Annotated in this window: 15 protein-coding genes and 1 rRNA gene; 4 read left to right on the top strand and 12 right to left on the bottom strand. The window is 40.0% G+C overall.

Features of this window, described 5'->3' with window-relative positions:
• Nucleotides 1–4 precede the first annotated feature (4 nt).
• A 5S ribosomal RNA gene (gene rrf / locus HL290_RS15590) occupies nucleotides 5–119 on the top strand.
• A 166-nt stretch (nucleotides 120–285) separates the two neighbouring features.
• Complete coding sequence (locus HL290_RS15585; protein WP_198078012.1) at nucleotides 286–597, top strand: ankyrin repeat domain-containing protein; 312 nt, start codon at nucleotides 286–288, stop codon at nucleotides 595–597.
• 46 nt (nucleotides 598–643) lie between these two features.
• On the opposite strand, the gene HL290_RS15580 is transcribed toward HL290_RS15585, so the two are convergent.
• The 5 genes from HL290_RS15580 to ribF all read right to left on the bottom strand — a co-directional run bounded on the left by HL290_RS15580 (nucleotide 644) and on the right by ribF (nucleotide 6,230).
• Nucleotides 644–1,186 carry an NADPH-dependent FMN reductase gene (locus HL290_RS15580; RefSeq protein ID WP_198496962.1) on the bottom strand — a complete coding sequence of 181 codons (543 nt, stop codon included), beginning with the start codon at nucleotides 1,184–1,186 and terminating at the stop codon, nucleotides 644–646.
• Between the two features lie 136 nt (nucleotides 1,187–1,322).
• The gene (locus HL290_RS15575; protein ID WP_005037703.1) at nucleotides 1,323–1,805 is read right to left on the bottom strand and encodes an FKBP-type peptidyl-prolyl cis-trans isomerase; all 483 of its coding nucleotides are present in this window, start codon (nucleotides 1,803–1,805) and stop codon (nucleotides 1,323–1,325) included.
• A gap of 1 nt (nucleotide 1,806) precedes the next feature.
• Entirely contained in the window at nucleotides 1,807–2,337 is a 531-nt protein-coding gene (gene lspA, locus HL290_RS15570) for a signal peptidase II (RefSeq protein WP_005037701.1), read from the bottom strand.
• Entirely contained in the window at nucleotides 2,330–5,167 is a 2,838-nt protein-coding gene (gene ileS, locus HL290_RS15565; protein ID WP_198496961.1) for an isoleucine--tRNA ligase, read from the bottom strand. The genes lspA and ileS overlap by 8 nt, the downstream gene beginning before the upstream one ends.
• A 61-nt stretch (nucleotides 5,168–5,228) precedes the next feature.
• Nucleotides 5,229–6,230: a bifunctional riboflavin kinase/FAD synthetase gene (gene ribF, locus HL290_RS15560; RefSeq protein ID WP_003655815.1), complete on the bottom strand. Its 1,002-nt coding sequence runs from the start codon at nucleotides 6,228–6,230 to the stop codon at nucleotides 5,229–5,231.
• 208 nt (nucleotides 6,231–6,438) lie between these two features.
• Between ribF and HL290_RS15555 the strand changes: the two genes are divergently transcribed.
• The gene (locus tag HL290_RS15555; protein WP_198078009.1) at nucleotides 6,439–7,572 is read left to right on the top strand and encodes a TDT family transporter; all 1,134 of its coding nucleotides are present in this window, start codon (nucleotides 6,439–6,441) and stop codon (nucleotides 7,570–7,572) included.
• Between the two features lie 81 nt (nucleotides 7,573–7,653).
• Nucleotides 7,654–8,220 (top strand): 5'-nucleosidase, encoded by a 567-nt coding sequence (locus tag HL290_RS15550; RefSeq protein ID WP_198496960.1) that lies wholly within the window; start codon nucleotides 7,654–7,656, stop codon nucleotides 8,218–8,220.
• A gap of 36 nt (nucleotides 8,221–8,256) precedes the next feature.
• Here the strand turns inward: HL290_RS15550 and HL290_RS15545 are convergent, their stop codons facing one another.
• From HL290_RS15545 to argA, 7 genes are all read right to left on the bottom strand, one after another.
• Complete coding sequence (locus HL290_RS15545) at nucleotides 8,257–8,877, bottom strand: TetR family transcriptional regulator C-terminal domain-containing protein (protein ID WP_003655809.1); 621 nt, start codon at nucleotides 8,875–8,877, stop codon at nucleotides 8,257–8,259.
• A 259-nt stretch (nucleotides 8,878–9,136) separates the two neighbouring features.
• Entirely contained in the window at nucleotides 9,137–9,937 is an 801-nt protein-coding gene (locus HL290_RS15540; RefSeq protein ID WP_003655806.1) for an ABC transporter ATP-binding protein, read from the bottom strand.
• Nucleotides 9,938–9,950: 13 nt separating this feature from the next.
• A complete protein-coding gene (gene ssuC / locus HL290_RS15535; protein ID WP_003655804.1) occupies nucleotides 9,951–10,748 on the bottom strand; it encodes an aliphatic sulfonate ABC transporter permease SsuC in 798 nt (265 codons plus the stop codon).
• Nucleotides 10,745–11,920, bottom strand: a complete 1,176-nt coding sequence (gene ssuD / locus HL290_RS15530; protein WP_198496959.1) for an FMNH2-dependent alkanesulfonate monooxygenase — start codon at nucleotides 11,918–11,920, stop codon at nucleotides 10,745–10,747. The genes ssuC and ssuD overlap by 4 nt, the downstream gene beginning before the upstream one ends.
• A gap of 26 nt (nucleotides 11,921–11,946) precedes the next feature.
• Nucleotides 11,947–12,930 carry a sulfonate ABC transporter substrate-binding protein gene (locus HL290_RS15525; RefSeq protein WP_198496958.1) on the bottom strand — a complete coding sequence of 328 codons (984 nt, stop codon included), beginning with the start codon at nucleotides 12,928–12,930 and terminating at the stop codon, nucleotides 11,947–11,949.
• A 72-nt stretch (nucleotides 12,931–13,002) separates the two neighbouring features.
• Entirely contained in the window at nucleotides 13,003–13,971 is a 969-nt protein-coding gene (locus HL290_RS15520) for a sulfonate ABC transporter substrate-binding protein (protein ID WP_198078005.1), read from the bottom strand.
• A 332-nt stretch (nucleotides 13,972–14,303) separates the two neighbouring features.
• The gene (gene argA / locus HL290_RS15515) at nucleotides 14,304–15,659 is read right to left on the bottom strand and encodes an amino-acid N-acetyltransferase (protein WP_198496957.1); all 1,356 of its coding nucleotides are present in this window, start codon (nucleotides 15,657–15,659) and stop codon (nucleotides 14,304–14,306) included.
• Between the last annotated feature and the right edge of the window lie 88 nt (nucleotides 15,660–15,747).

The raw sequence follows: 15,747 nt of genomic DNA, 5'->3' as shown, positions 1-15,747 counted from the left end.
TTGTGCTGGCGACCATAGCAAGAGTGAACCACCTGATCCCTTCCCGAACTCAGAAGTGAAACCTCTTAGCGCTGATGGTAGTGTGGGGTTTCCCATGTGAGAGTAAGTCATCGCCAGCTCATTATTCGAAACACCCTCAACTTAACAGTTGGGGGTGTTTTTTTATGCTTGGAAATAACCATTAGAATGGTTTTCATTAAAAATACTGATTCAAAATCAGATTTGTATATTAGCCGTGTTCTATGAATATAATAACGATGAAGTTTCTTATTTTTAGGTGTTTACGTGAAAATTAATTCCTTCTCTTCAATACCTGAAGACGATGAAGAACTCTCTCTCCCCGAGTTGGTCTATTGGGCTTCTTTAGGCGATCTAGATGAAGTAGAGCAATTACTTTTAGAAGGACAAGATCCTAATCAGACAGATGATGAAGGCTATAGTGCTCTACAAGCAGCTGCCGAGAATGATCATCTAGAGGTGGTTAAACTATTAGTCGAAAAGGGAGCTCTTGTCGATTATAAGAGTGAATACACAGCACTACAGCTTGCAGAAATGGCTAGTAATATAGATATAGTGAATTACTTAAAGAGTTTATGAAACTGTAAATAAAGGCCTCTTTTATTTAATTAGAGGCCTTTTGGTTTTAAGCTAAATGATATTTCTGTAGTTTCTCAACAATTGATTGAAGCCCTTTTACTTCAAATTCATTTGCTTCGAATTTTTCATCTTTATTACGTTTAAATATATCTCGTATCTCTATCACAGCATTTGGATCAATAATATTTAAACTTGAGGTGACTTGACGTATTTGGCTAATAGAGCGAGAGCCATTAGTTGAACCATATCCAATAAATGCAGCAGGTTTCTCGCTCCATTCTTTACCAACATAGTCGAGAGCATTTTTTAAGGCTGGACTGTAACCATGGTTGTATTCTGGGCTAATAAAGATAAAAGCATCTGCTTGAGCAATTTTGTTTGCCCATTCTTGTTGTTTAGGTTGATCATAAATTCCAGTGGCGGGTGGGTGAGAGCCTGAAAAAAAAGGTAAATCCCATTCTTTTAAATCGACGACTTCAGTTTGGAAATCGTTTAGACCCAATGTTGGAATTGTGGTTTCTAGCCAATTGGCAACTTTAATTGCTGTACGTCCTTCACGAACACTTCCTACGATAATATAGACCAGCATGTATGTTTCCTAAGAATTTTTATCTTTATAAGTTAATTCATTATATAGGTGGGAGAGAATATAGAATTTGTAAGGATTCTTATGCCATCAATAAAAAATTGAATAATAAAAAGCCCTCATTAAGAGGGCTTTTTATTTATATGAGCTTAATGCCCTGTTGGCCTTCGGGAGTTACCTTGAATATTTCTACTTCAAAGGTAATATTTTTCCCAGCTAACGGGTGATTAAAATCAATTTCTGTAATGTCGTCATTAACCGACTTCACTACACCGAATAAGGTTGTTTTTGCCTTATCTTCAAACTCAATCATATGGCCAGGAATAGGGCGTTGTTCAAACTTAACCGTATCGAAAGTTTGAATGTTTTCTGGATTCCATGGGCCAAATGCATCTTCTGGCGGAAGATGTACCGTACGACGGTCGCCTGCACGTAAACCAAATAATGCTTTTTCAAAACCAGGTAAAAGGTTGCCATCGCCAATAGTAAGAGTAACTGGTTCTTCACGGTTACGTGTATTATCGATTTCTACACCATTTTCAATAGCAACAGAAAAGTGTAGATCGACTTTAGAGCCGTCTGTAATACGAATTTCTTCGTTAGGTTGGATAATTTCGGTCATATTATGCATCCGAATTTTGGTTACGTTGCTTCTCAAGGAAGAATGTATCGATGAGTAGCAAGATGGTACCTAGGGTAATGGCACTGTCCGCAATATTAAAAGCTGGAAAGTGATGATTTTGGTAATAGACATGAATAAAATCGACAACATAGCCTAAAGTAATGCGGTCAATTAAATTGCCTAATGCTCCACCTAAAATTAAAGCGATGGCTACAGGTAGCACCACCATTTTTTTAGGCATACGAAGCAACCAAAATACAAAAAGAACTGAAACTAAGCCTGCTAAAGATGTGAAGAAATAGCGTTGCCATCCTCCTGCATCAGATAAAAAGCTAAAGGCTGCACCATAGTTATGTAATAGTGTCCAGTTTAAAAATGGAAGCACAGGTACTGGATCCGCGTAGTTCAGATGTGTACTTGCAATCCATTTTGTCCATTGATCCAACACAATGGCAAGGACAGAAAGTCCAAGCCAAATTAGGTTGTGTGGATAAAACTGGAATAAGCCTTTTTTAGCTTGTGAATTAGGCATATTTTCTCACTTCGCCACGACCAGTGACGTTCACAATACAACGACCACATAAACCAGGATGATCGGCATGTGTATTTACATCTGGAAGGACATGCCAGCAACGTGCGCATTTTTCACCTTCAGCTGCAGATATTTGTACACGTAAGCCTTCCATTTCAGTTGCTTCACCTTGTTCAGCAAATGGATGTACTACTACTTCTGAAGTAATAAGAACAAAACGGAGTTCATCAGCCAGTTGGTTTAAAACTGTTTGTAATGATTCATTTGCCCAAAGTTCAACTTTGGCTGAAAGATTACTGCCGACAAGTTTAGCGTTACGCGCTGCTTCAATCTGTTTATTTACTGCAGATTTTACGCTAATCAATGTTTGCCAATCTTCTTCAGAAAGCAAGTTTGCTTTTGATGAAACCGGCAGGTCATACCATTCTGAAGTAAATACATACTTTTCAGTTTGTTCTGGAATGAGTGGCCATGCTTCTTGTGCGGTAAAGCTTAAGATTGGGCTCATCCAACGGATAAATGCTTGGACAATATGGTAAAGCGCTGTTTGTGCAGAACGACGTGCCTGAGAATCCGCTTTAGTGGTGTACTGACGATCTTTGATAATGTCTAGGTAGAAACCACCTAAGTCATTAATACAGAAGCTTGTTAACGCACTACACACCACATGGAAGTTCATTTCTTCATAGGCAGTGATAATCGTTTGTTGTACTTCATTTGCACGCTGCAAGATGTATTGGTCGAGAGCGATTAAATCATCTACTGCCAAAGCATCTGTGCTTGGTTTGAAACCATTTAAGTTAGCAAGCAAGAAACGTAATGTATTACGAATACGACGGTAGCTATCACTTACACGGCTAAAGATTTCTTTAGACGCCGCGATTTCATAGCGATAGTCACTAGAAGCTACATACAAACGTAAACCATCAGCGCCAAGTTGTTTGATGATTTCTTCAAGCGGAATATAGTTGCCTAAAGATTTCGATAACTTACGACCATTTTCATCAACCGTAAAGCCATGTGTTAACAATGCTTTGTATGGGGCACGATTGTGAATAGCCATAGAAGTTAATAAAGAAGACTGGAACCAACCACGGTGCTGGTCTGAACCTTCTAAATATAAATCGGCAGGACTTTCTAGATATTCACGTTGTTCAAGTACAGCGTAATGCGTTGTACCAGAATCGAACCATACATCGAGGGTATCGCGAATAGCGTTATATTGTTCAGCATCTTCACCAATGAAGTCTTTCGCATCACGTTTGAACCATGCTTCGATACCTTCTTGTTCGATAAGTTTAGCAACTTCTTCGATTAATTCAGGTGTACGAGGGTGTAATTCGTTCGTATCTTTATGCACGAAGAATGGAATTGGCACACCCCAAGTACGTTGACGTGAGATACACCAATCTGGACGTCCTTCAATCATTGATTCGATACGGTTTTTACCCCAATTCGGTACAAACTCGATATCGTTTTCAATTGCATTAATGGCACCTTCACGTAAACCCTTTTGATCCATGCTAATAAACCATTGTGGGGTTGCACGGAAAATAATAGGGGTTTTATGACGCCAGCAGTGCGGATAACTGTGTTTGATTGGTTGATGTGCCCATAAACGGCCTACAGCACCCAAAGCTTCGATAATCTTTGGATTGGCTTTATAGATGTGCTCACCAGCATAGATAGGGGCAGTTGGTAAATAAACACCATTACCACCCACTGGGTTATCTACTGTAAGGTTATATTGAAGACCTACTTTATAGTCGTCTGCACCATGGCCAGGAGCGGTATGTACTGCACCTGTACCACTTGTTGCGATAACGTGTTCACCTAAAATCACCGGAACTTGACGATCGGTAAGTAAAGGATGTTGTAATGTAAGGTTTTCAAGAGCCGAACCAGTAAAGTCAGCTAAAACTACTGGATTTTCAAGTTTATAGCGTTCAATTGCTGAAGCAACTAAGTCTTTAGCAAGAATGAAGTTTTGCTTACCACGCTCAGTAGTCACTTGTACCAATTGATATTCAATTTCGGCGTGCAAAGCAACGGCTTGGTTCGCAGGCAATGTCCATGGTGTAGTGGTCCAGATCACGATATCAGTCGGATCTTGAACATCTACGCTTAAACGAGCACTTAAATCTTTTAGATCGACAACGCCAAAACCAACATCAATTGCGTCAGATTTTTTATCTTCGTATTCAACTTCAGCTTCAGCAAGCGCAGAACCACAGTCCATACACCAGTTCACTGGCTTTAAGCCCGGCTGGATATGACCATTTTTTTGAATTAAACCCAAAGCACGAACGATATCGGCTTCTTGTTTATAGTTCATGGTGAGATAAGGATTATCCCAGTCACCTAAAATACCTAAACGCTTAAAGTCATTACGCTGTAAATCAATTTGTTTTAGTGCGTATTCACGGCAAAGTTTACGGAAAGTAGCCGCGTCAACTTTTTCGCCAACTTTACCTACTTTTTCTTCAACTTTTAGTTCGATTGGCAAACCATGACAGTCCCAGCCCGGTACATAAGGCGCATCGAAACCTGACAGAGTACGGCTTTTTACAATAACGTCTTTGAGTACTTTGTTGACCGCATGGCCTAAGTGAATTGTACCGTTCGCATATGGAGGGCCATCATGCAAAATATATTTTTTCTTGCCAATACGCGATGCACGAATCTGCTGATAAATGTTGTCGGTATACCACTCTTCTAACCATTTCACTTCACGTACTGCCAAATTTGCTTTCATTGCAAATTGAGTATCCGGCAGGTTTAGCGTGGCTTTGTAGTCCACTGCATTCTCAGGAGTTTGCTTATCGCTCATGCAAGTTTTCATCCAGTTTAATCAGCTTGGGAGCCGACATGTTTTACAATCAAAATTCGAATTAAAAAGGAAATTGTGTCGTGTCGTTACGATATTGTCGTAACTGATGCACGTCATTATCAATTCCTGCCTTAAGTGCTTCAAGCGAAGGGTAGTTCAATTCACCATGAAGATAGTGAAGAAAAGTCACCCGCATAAATAAGCCATACAGATTAGCAGAAACATCAGGGAAATGTACTTCTAATCTCCACTCTGGATGTTCTTGCTGAATGGCTGGACGTGTACCGACATGACCCGCGCCATATAGGCTGTTTTCATGATATCCGGCAATTCCCGGTTTTTCAGGTGCGTCCTGAAGTACTTTTTGAGTTAACGACGTTGTTTCGCAAATGACTTCAACCCCATAAATGCCATTTAAACAAGGTTTATGGCGGTTGAGGCGAACGTTAATGGTTGGAAAATCGAGAGTTCGTCCAATCTGGTCGCCATATTGAACACGTCCAGTAATACTGTATGGACGGCCTAATAATTTAGCGGCTAAGGCAAGATTTCCTGCCTGAAGTACCTGACGAATACGAGTTGAACTTACACGTTCACCTTCGAGTTCAATGGTATGTAAGTTGGTGACCCCAAATCCGTAATCTTTTAAAAATTCGCTATTGCCTTGACGGTCTTTGCCGAAATGGAAATCATCACCTAAAACCAAAGCTTGTGCGTTTAATTTGTCTTTTAATAAATCGGCAAATTCAGTAGCACTCATGCTACGGAAGTGCTGATCAAATTTAGCAACCGCAATGTAATCAACTCCAAGTTCGGCTAGATATTCGACTTTTTCTCGTAATGAATTAATACGAGGAGGAGCATCGTAGCCTTGAAAGAACTCAAGAGGTTGTGGCTCAAAAATCATGACCAATGTTTTTAAGCCTTGTGCTGCAGCAATTTTTTTGAGTTGAGCAATCATCGCTTGGTGACCTAAATGGACACCATCAAAATTACCAATAGTTACCGCTGTTGGTGGTAACTGAAAATTGGGCGATAACGCATTAAGACGAAGCAGTTTCATGAACTTAAAATATGGCTATTTTTGCAAGGGCTATATATTGCCATAATCTCACAGATTCGTCTTGTTGTTGTGTTTTTACTCAGTTATTTTTCAATATGAATATTCTTTATATTTAAAATATTGATGAATTAAATAAAAATAAATCAATTTTTCTTATTAATTATTTACTCTACTATATTTTCATCCACTCTTTGATTAGAGAATTAAGATGAAAAAACCCTTTTACCAATTAAATCAAAGCAAAGATGTTATACGACATTTTACCCCAAATTGGTTTACAGCGACTATGGGTACTGGTGTGGTAAGTATGATTTTAATTCAGCTTCCTTTTGCTCAATCATTTTTATTCATGCTAGCAACCTTGTTATGGCAATTTAATATTGTCCTATTTAGTGTTTTTTCAGGTCTCTATTTATTACGGTGGTTGCTTTTCCCTCATGAAGCGAAGCAAATATTTAAGCATCCAAATATGAGCTTGTTTTTAGGTGCTATTCCGATGGGGTTAGCTACTATATTAAATGGTTTCTTAAGCTTTGGTATTGGGCTTTACGGTGAAGTGGCAATCCATATTGCCCAAGCTTTATGGTACATCGATGTCTTTTTAGCTCTAGCAATTGCGTGGATTGTACCGTTTTGCATGTTTAGCCGTCAGAACCATCAACTACACACTATGACTGCAATCTGGCTTTTACCTGTAGTTGCATGTGAGGTGGCTGCAAGCTCTGCGGGGATGTTAGTAGCTCATTTACCAGCAGATCTGCATAGCTTTCATTTATTACTGGCTGGTTATGTGCTTTGGGGAATCTCTGTTTTACCGGCATTCGCTATTTTGACAATTTTAATGTTGCGTATGGCTTTGCATCAATTACCTGAAAAAGAAGTCGCGATTTCTAGCTGGCTCTCTTTAGGCCCAATTGGTACAGGTGCTTTAGGATTATTGTTGCTAGGGCAACAGGCACAAAGAGTGGCACCAAATGTAGGATTTGACCAATTCGCGAATGTCTTTCAAGCTTTAGGAATTGTGGGTAGTCTGGTGCTTTTAGGTTTCGGGTTATGGTGGCTTGGTCTAGCAATCTTAACAACGCTTCGTCATGCAAAGACAGGTATTCCATTCAACTTAGGTTGGTGGGGCTTAACCTTTCCATTAGGTGTATTTATTCTGGCGCTATTTAATTTAGGACATCAGGTTGAAATTGTATTTTTACAATACGTTGCTGTTGCATTGAGTCTTTTATTATTGGCAATGTGGGGCGTTGTAATGAAGAAAACGCTAGCAGGAGCATATAGTGGTCAACTGTTCTTTTCTCCATGCTTAATCGCTTTACAACAAAAAATGCAGTGATTATGAAAAGGTGCAAAAAGCTTTTGCACCTGATTTATACTTATTTTCTAATTTTATTTAATTTTGATTTGAGCTTTTTGAATGAACACTGATATTGCTTTAATTATGGCACTTCCTAATGAATCTAAAGGTTTATTTGAACAGGCAGGTGTTGAAGTCCATTACAGTGGTATTGGCAAGATTAATGCTGCTTTTAAAGCATTTGAGGTTATTCAAAAAACAGGGTGTAAAACTTTAATTAATTTGGGTACAGCAGGAAGCTCTACGTTTAATCGCCATGATTTGGTCGAGGTGAAGACTTTTGTACAACGTGATATGGATGTTTCACCGTTAGGGTTTGAAGTAGGTGTAACGCCGTTAGATGATCACTTGCCAGCTGAAATTCACCTTCAACCACATTTTGCTGATTTGCCAAAGGGGATTTGTGGTACTGGCGATTCATTTGAAACAGGCCAGCCAAAGGTAGCTTGCGATGTGGTGGATATGGAGGGTTATGCTTTAGCCAAAGTCTGCCATAAGCTAGGAGTTCGCTTGATTTCTGTGAAGTATATTACTGATGGAGCAGATGACACTGCACATCTGGATTGGGAAGAAAATTTATTATTAGGTGCCCAAAAACTTTTGGCTCTTTATCAAAATCATTTCTAAAAAAAGATCGGCAAGTTTGCCGATCTTTTTTTGGTTTTAACGAGGCAATACGCCGTAGAGCATCAGGTGTACTGTGTGCTCAATTGAGCGTTGGAACATGCTTCGGTTACGAAGAGTTTTTCCAGTCACCATTTCCATTTGGGTTGCAAAATCTGCATAGTTTTGCGTAAGGCCCCAAATGTTTAAAATTAATAATTCTGGATCGATATCTGGTGAAATCTTTCCTTCTTCTTGCCAAGTCTGAATGACTTTAGCTTTACGCTTAAATAGTTTTTTTAATGGTCCTTTGAGAATAGGTAAAATATGCGGAGCGCCTTGAATTATTTCTAATGCAAACAATCTAGATGCTTTCGGTTGGCTACGAGACAGTTCGATTTTTTGTATTAAATAGTGAGATAGGGCTTCGGCTGGTTCTAATTCAGATTCTAATGTTTGTAAGGGAGCCAACCATTTTTGTAAAACAGTTGTGAGCACTTCTACATATAAAGACTCTTTATTTTCGTAGTAATAGAAAATATTCGACTTATGCATGTCGGCGAGTTGGGCAATTTCATCCAGACTTGCGCCAGTGAACCCATAGACCGAAAATACGTCAAGGGCGGCAGCAAGAAGCTGATTGCGCTTTTGGGTACTCTTTTTTTGTTCCATCTGCTGCATAATTAAAAAAATATTATTCCCATTGTAAGGGAAATTGTTTGATTTGTGCACAGGTGTCTTGCTTTTTTAATCAAAAAACGGCTAGTTATTTGCGTAATAGATATACTATTGTGCAAAAAATAAAGAATTTAACTAGTTTATTGTTATTCTTAAAAATATTTTTAAAATTTCGCCCTAAAAAAGAGCAATAAAACAGCAGCTTTATTGCTCGTAAATTGGGCATTTTTCGGTTGAACGGTTCTCATTACTCATCGCAAACCTAAGTTGCCAAAACCGCATCGAGTACTTGTTGCTCAAGTTGGGCAAAACTAATGCTCTTTTTACGCGGGCGTGGCAAATTAACTTGGAAACTTTGAGCAATCTGACCTTTATCTAATAAGATAATACGATCAGCCAATTGCACTGCTTCACTTACGTCATGTGTGACTAAAATGGCGGTAAAGCCTTGCTCTTTCCACAAGCGCTCAATCAAGCTTTGCATTTCAAGACGGGTTAGGGCATCTAATGCACCCAAAGGTTCATCTAACAACAAAATGCGTGGCGTATGCGACAGTGCGCGTGCTAAAGCTGTACGTTGTCGCTGACCGCCAGAGAGTTGTGAAGGCCATTGTCCCGATTTTTCTTTTAAACCAACTTTTTCTAGTAACTCTTCAGCTAAAGCATGTTGCGATTTTGGTAGTCCAAGTTGAACATTTTGAAGAATATTTCTCCAAGGAAGCAAACGTGGATCTTGGAACATAACTCGAATATCATCATTGGTAATGCCTTCACGCAAATGGCGAGCAGACTTAAATTTAATTTCTCCAAAACTGGCTTTTTCAAGTTGGGCAATTAAACGTAGTAACGTGCTTTTACCACAACCACTTCGACCAACAATTGCTAAAAATTCACCAGGTTGGATGTGTAGGTCAAGATCTTCAAGAACCTTAACCTCGCCATAAAATTTATATAGCTGCTCAATCAGAATCTCTGCGCCTAATGTAGGTTCTTGTGATTCTGTTGGCTCTTCAGGAATGAGCTGCACGTCATTCTGATTAATATTTAAATTCAGATTTGTCATGTTTTAAGCTCCCTTATTTCTGATATCCAGAGTGCCAACGTAGTAAATAGCGCTCTAAAATCTGTGCTAAGACATCTGCTAGTTTGCCTAGTAAGGCGTAAAGAAGAATACCGACCAGTACCACATCTGTTTGTAAAAACTCGCGTGCATTCATGGTCATATAACCAATACCAGCTTGAGCAGAAATGGTTTCGGCAACAATCAGCAAGACCCAAACTAAACCTAAAGCAAAACGTAAACCGACTAAAATAGAAGGCATCGCACCTGGAAGAATAATTTCTTTGTAAAGTTGCCAGCGAGAAAGTCCGTAGCTTTTACCCATCTCAATCAATTGAGGGTCAACTGACCGAATACCGTGATAGGTGTTGATATAAATTGGGAAAAAAACACCTACTGCAACTAAAAATAATTTTGCGGTTTCATCAATACCGAACCACAAGATAACGAGTGGAATAAGTGCTAATGCTGGGATGTTACGAATCATTTGCAAGGTTGTATCGAGTAGGGTAGAAGCAAATCGCGAAGAGCCATTCAGTAAACCCAATAGCAAACCTAGACCGCCCCCAATTAAAAGCCCAAGCAAAGCGCGACCTGCACTGACCTTAACGTGATGCCATAATTCTCCGCTAACGAGTAAGTGCCAAAAAGCGGAAATGACTGCCGTGGGTGCCGGCAAAATACGGCTTTCTAAAAGACCAGAACTCGATGCAATTTGCCAGACAATCAATAGGATGATCGGGAAAATCCAAGGCAGCAAATGCTGCCCGATTTGTTTTGTTCCACGTGAAACAATACTTTCATCTTTACTCATGCAGGCTCCTTGACGGAACTATTTTGCTTCTTCTCGTCGGGAACATAGTTGTTGGCAATAATTTCACCGAATGGACCGGTTAAATTTGGCTGAGCAAGTTTCGCTCGGGTTTCGATTGGTAATAGAGGGAATACTAACTCTGCAAAACGGATTGACTCTTCAAGATGCGGATAGCCTGAGAAAATAAAGGTATCGATACCTAGGTCAGCATATTCCTGAATACGGGCAGCGACTGTTTCAGGGTCACCTACAAGTGCTGTACCCGCACCGCCACGGACTAAGCCAATACCTGCCCAGAGATTTGGAGATACTTCAAGCTTGTCGCGGTTACCGCCGTGAAGAGCTGCCATACGTTGTTGACCGACAGAGTCCATTTGTGCAAATTTTTTCTGTGCGGCAGCAATGGTCGTATCATCAAGATATTGAATAAGTTCGTTAGCTGCTGCCCATGCTTGTTCATTGGTTTCGCGAACAATGACATGCAAGCGAATGCCATAAGTTAATTTACGACCTTTAGCTTCAGCTTTAGCACGAACATGTTCGATCTTTTGTTTAACTGCTGCTGGTGGCTCACCCCACGTGAGGTACGTGTCGACTTGCTCAGCGGCCAAGTCGACAGCGACGTCTGAAGAACCGCCAAACCAAAGCGGTGGGTAAGGCTTTTGAACAGGTGGGTAAAGTAGTTTTGCATCATCAACTTGTAAGCGTTCACCGTGGAATGTAAAAGCTTCACCCGTATGTGAACGCGTCAAAATTTCACGCCAAATTTTTACATATTCATTAGCAGTTTGATAACGCGTTGAGTGATCTTCATATAAACCATCGCCGCGTAGTTCAGCTTCATCACCACCAGTCACTAAGTTGAGTAACACACGGCCATTCGACAAGCGGTCAAATGTTGCAGCCATACGCGCAGCCAAAGCTGGTGTAGTTACACCCGGACGTAACGCGACTAAAAACTTAAGGTGCTGTGTTGCATCAATCAGGCTAGCCGCTGTAATCCAAGGATCTTCACATGAACGACCTGTTGGAATAAGTACGCCTTCATAACCCAAATTATCTACCGCCACAGCAATTTGCTTCATATAGGCATGGTCAACCTGACGAGCGCCTTTACTTGTACCTAAATAGCGACTATCACCGTGAGTAGGAATAAACCAGAAAATTTTCATGTGCATTACCTATATGTCTATTGAAATTACTTGGCAATCCAAACAGCTTGTTTGATGCTGATTGGTTTTGGAATGATGCCTTGTTGGCTAAAAATGTCTGCGAGCTGCTGCTGTTCAGCAATAACTTTGCTGTTGAGTGGCGCTGCCGATGATGGACGTGGACGACGTTTAATGAATAAGTCACTGGTCGCAGGCTTAAGGCCTGTGCTTTGACCAATAGCACTTGCCGTTTCTGTTTGATGGCTTTGAACCCATTTGTCGGCTTGATTGATTTGTTTGATAAGTCCTGAAACGGCTTTAGGATGTTGTTTAACAAAATCTGGAGCAGCTAAATAAAATGTATAGTTCGGACTTAAGCCTTTACCTGATGCAAGAACACGGGCTTGGTCTTCTAGTTGTGCTGAAGCGAAATAAGGGTCCCAAATTGCCCATGCATCAACGGCACCTTTTTGGAATGCAGCACGAGCATCGGCAGGAGTAAGCCAAATTGGAGTAATGTCGCTCCAGTTTAGGCCTGCTTTACGTACGGCTTGTACAAGTAAATAATGTGAACTGGAACCTTTTTGCAGCGCAATACGTTTGCCTTTGAGGTCTTTAAGCTGTTTCAGTTGTGAGTTTTTAGGAACTAAAATTGCCGATGCCAACGGTTTCGCTGCTTCATAGGCAATGTAATATAAAGGTTTACCAGCCGCTTGTGCGTAGACTGGCGGGGTATCTCCAGTGACTCCAACATCAAGTGAACCGACAGCTAAAGCTTCTAAAATTTGTGGACCAGCAGGGAACTCATTCCAAGTAACTTTGGCATTTGGAAATTCTTGTTCAAATAATTTTTGCTGTTTGGCAATCGCAAAATTAATAGAGCTTTTTTGAAAACCAATACGAAGTTCTTTCACAGTTGGATCAATTGCCCAAGCTGGTGCTGCAATTGTTAAACCTAATACAGTGACTGCGCTAATACGTTTAGCTAACTGGACCCACTGACTTTTATTGAAAAATGACTGATGTTGCATATTGATATCCTTGTTCCCCTTGAGGCAAGGCACAGCATTTATATGATTATTTAAGCCGTGCCTATGCTGGGTTTATTTCAGTTTTAAAATGGCGTCTTGAATGGTGAGTTTGTTTGGAATGAGCTTTTGCGCATAAAAGGCATCAGCTACTTGTTGTTGTTCTTTCGCCACCTTGTCAGATATTGGCTGAACTCCAAAACCCATACGTGAAATGGAAGTTTTGAGTACATCAAACTCAAGTGCTGTAGGTTTTTCGAGTAGCTTGGCAGCTTCATCCTGATGTGTGCTGACCCATTCAGTTGTCTGGTTAAGGGTTTGCACAACAGTGTTGAGAACTTTCGGATTATTTTCTGCAAACTTACGGTCAGCTAAATAGAACTGATGATTGCTTACCAAATTTTCACCTGTTGCTAAAACTCGTGCCTGAATTTGATGTTCAGCCGCTGCAAAGAACGGGTCCCAAATCACCCATGCATCTACCGCACCTTTTTCAAAGGCCGCACGTGCATCTGATGGCGGTAAATAAACAGGTTGAATATCGCTTAAGCTTAAGTTATTGGCTTCTAGAACTTTCAATAACAGGTAATGAACATTCGAGCCTTTATTAAGAGCAACACGTTTGCCTTTTAAATCTTGAATAGAGTGGATTGGAGAGTCTTTTTGTACCAATAGTGCTTCTGCTTTTGGAGCAGCGGGTTGGTTTGCGACATAGACTAAATTTGGATTGGCAGCTTGAGCAAAGATGGGTGGTGCTTCACCTGCTTCACCGAGTGAAACGCTCCCTACATTTAAACCTTCAAGTAATTGAGGTCCAGCAGGAAACTCGACCCATTTTACTTGCACGCCTTGATCTTTTAGTACTTTTTCTAGGTCACCACGGGCCTTTAAAATAGGAAGAATGCCATATTTTTGATAGCCAATATTTAAAGTTGTGGTGGCCTGTTCCTCTTTTTTGGCACAACCACTTAACATCATCACTCCTGCTAGGCTGGCCGCGATGACTGAATATTTTGCCCATGAAGTGGTGTTGAAAAGTGCCATGAGGTTTCGTGCTCCCCGAAAGAGAAAAGAAAAAATAATTGGATGAGCAGATACCCTAAAGGGATTTTTATTTCAGAAAAAATAAGTATTCGGTCTTTAATTATGCAAAAAAAAGCTAAACACAATAGGCTATAAACTTATGCAAAAAAATGATTTATCTAAAAGAAATATGTTTGATGGATTGTAAGTAAGTTAATGTAAATAAAATAAAAAATATTAAAACATTAAAAATAGAGATTTAAAAAAAGTACAACCATAAATTAATAGCATTTATGGATGTACTTTTTTAACTAAGCTTATCTGAAATAAGAATATCTTAAAAAGAGCAAAGGCTAAGGGAGCAGCTTTTTAAAAACTAAAGAATTCCTTTGGTAGTTATAGAGTGCTTGACGGGCATTCGGTAAGTCATCAACACTGACCTGATGAAAACCATGTTCTAAAAACCAGTGAGCGGTACGCGTTGTTAAAACGAATAATTGACGAATACCTTGTTCTTTGGCTTTTTCTTCAAGGAATTGCAGAATTTGGCTACCACGGTTTGATTTACGATAACTTGGATGCACGGCAACACAGGCAATTTCTGCAGAACGAGTTTCGTTAAACTCAGTCGGAATTGGATAAAGTGCAGCACACGCTAGAATCATACCGTCGCGTTCAATGACAGCAAACTGGCTGATTTCTTGCTCTAAACGTTCTCGTGAACGATAAACCAAGATGCCTTCTTCTTCCAAAGGGCGTAATAAATTCATTAAACCACCCACATCTTGAATATGGGCTGTGCGAACTTCTTCATAATGTGCATCGGTAATCATGGTACCTATACCATCTCGAGTAAATAACTCTTGAAGAAGGGCGCCATCATAGGCATATGAAATAAGATGTACGCGATGTACGCCAGATAAAGACGCTTTTTTGGCTTGTTGCAAATGTAAAGTGAGCGTTGGACTAATGGTTTGGTATTGTTGAATATAGTAGTCGAGCTGATGTGGGCTTAACTCACGTAATATTTGTTCATCCTCATTAAGAAGCCCTTGTTGTTCCCCAAGAAAAATGAGTTTATCTGCTTTTAAATAAGTTGCAGTTTTGGTCGCAACTTCTTCTGCTCTTAAGTTAAATACTTCGCCTGTAGTGGAATAACCTGTTGGCCCCAGTAGCACAATATTATGATTATCGAGGTGTCGATCAATTGCATCGGTATCAATAGAGCGAACTTCACCTGTGAGCTGGAAATCCATTCCATCACGAATGCCATAAGGTTTAGCAGTCACAAAATTACCCGATATCACATCTATTCGAGCGCCGTACATTGGAGAGTTCGCTAAGCCCATAGAAAGTAATGCTTCAATTTCTAGGCGAATGGAGCCTACGGCACTCATGACACAGCTTAAAGATTCACGTGTAGTAATGCGGCAGTTGTCATAAAAAGGGGTTTCAATTCCTTTTTCTTTAAGATTTTGATTAATTTGCGGACGTGCGCCGTGCACGAGAATTAAACGGATACCAAGAGAGTGTAATAAAGCAATATCGTGAATGATATGTTCGAAATTAGGATGACGGACTGCTTCACCACCAAACATCAATACGAATGTTTTATCGCGGTGAGCATTAATGTAGGGCGCTGAGTGTCGAAACCAGTGTACATAATGCTGGGTGTTATTATGCGACTTTTCTAAAGACTTGCTTGGCATACCGATCTCGAATCAACAGCAAAAAGATATAGAGATGATTCTAAACAAAAAAGATTAAAGTCGCATGTTTTAGATAAAAAAACACCCA

Origin of the sequence: Acinetobacter sp. AC1-2 (genome assembly GCF_016124155.1) — a bacterium.
GTDB lineage: Bacteria > Pseudomonadota > Gammaproteobacteria > Pseudomonadales > Moraxellaceae > Acinetobacter > Acinetobacter calcoaceticus.
This window is presented reverse-complemented; position numbering and strand designations above follow the sequence as displayed.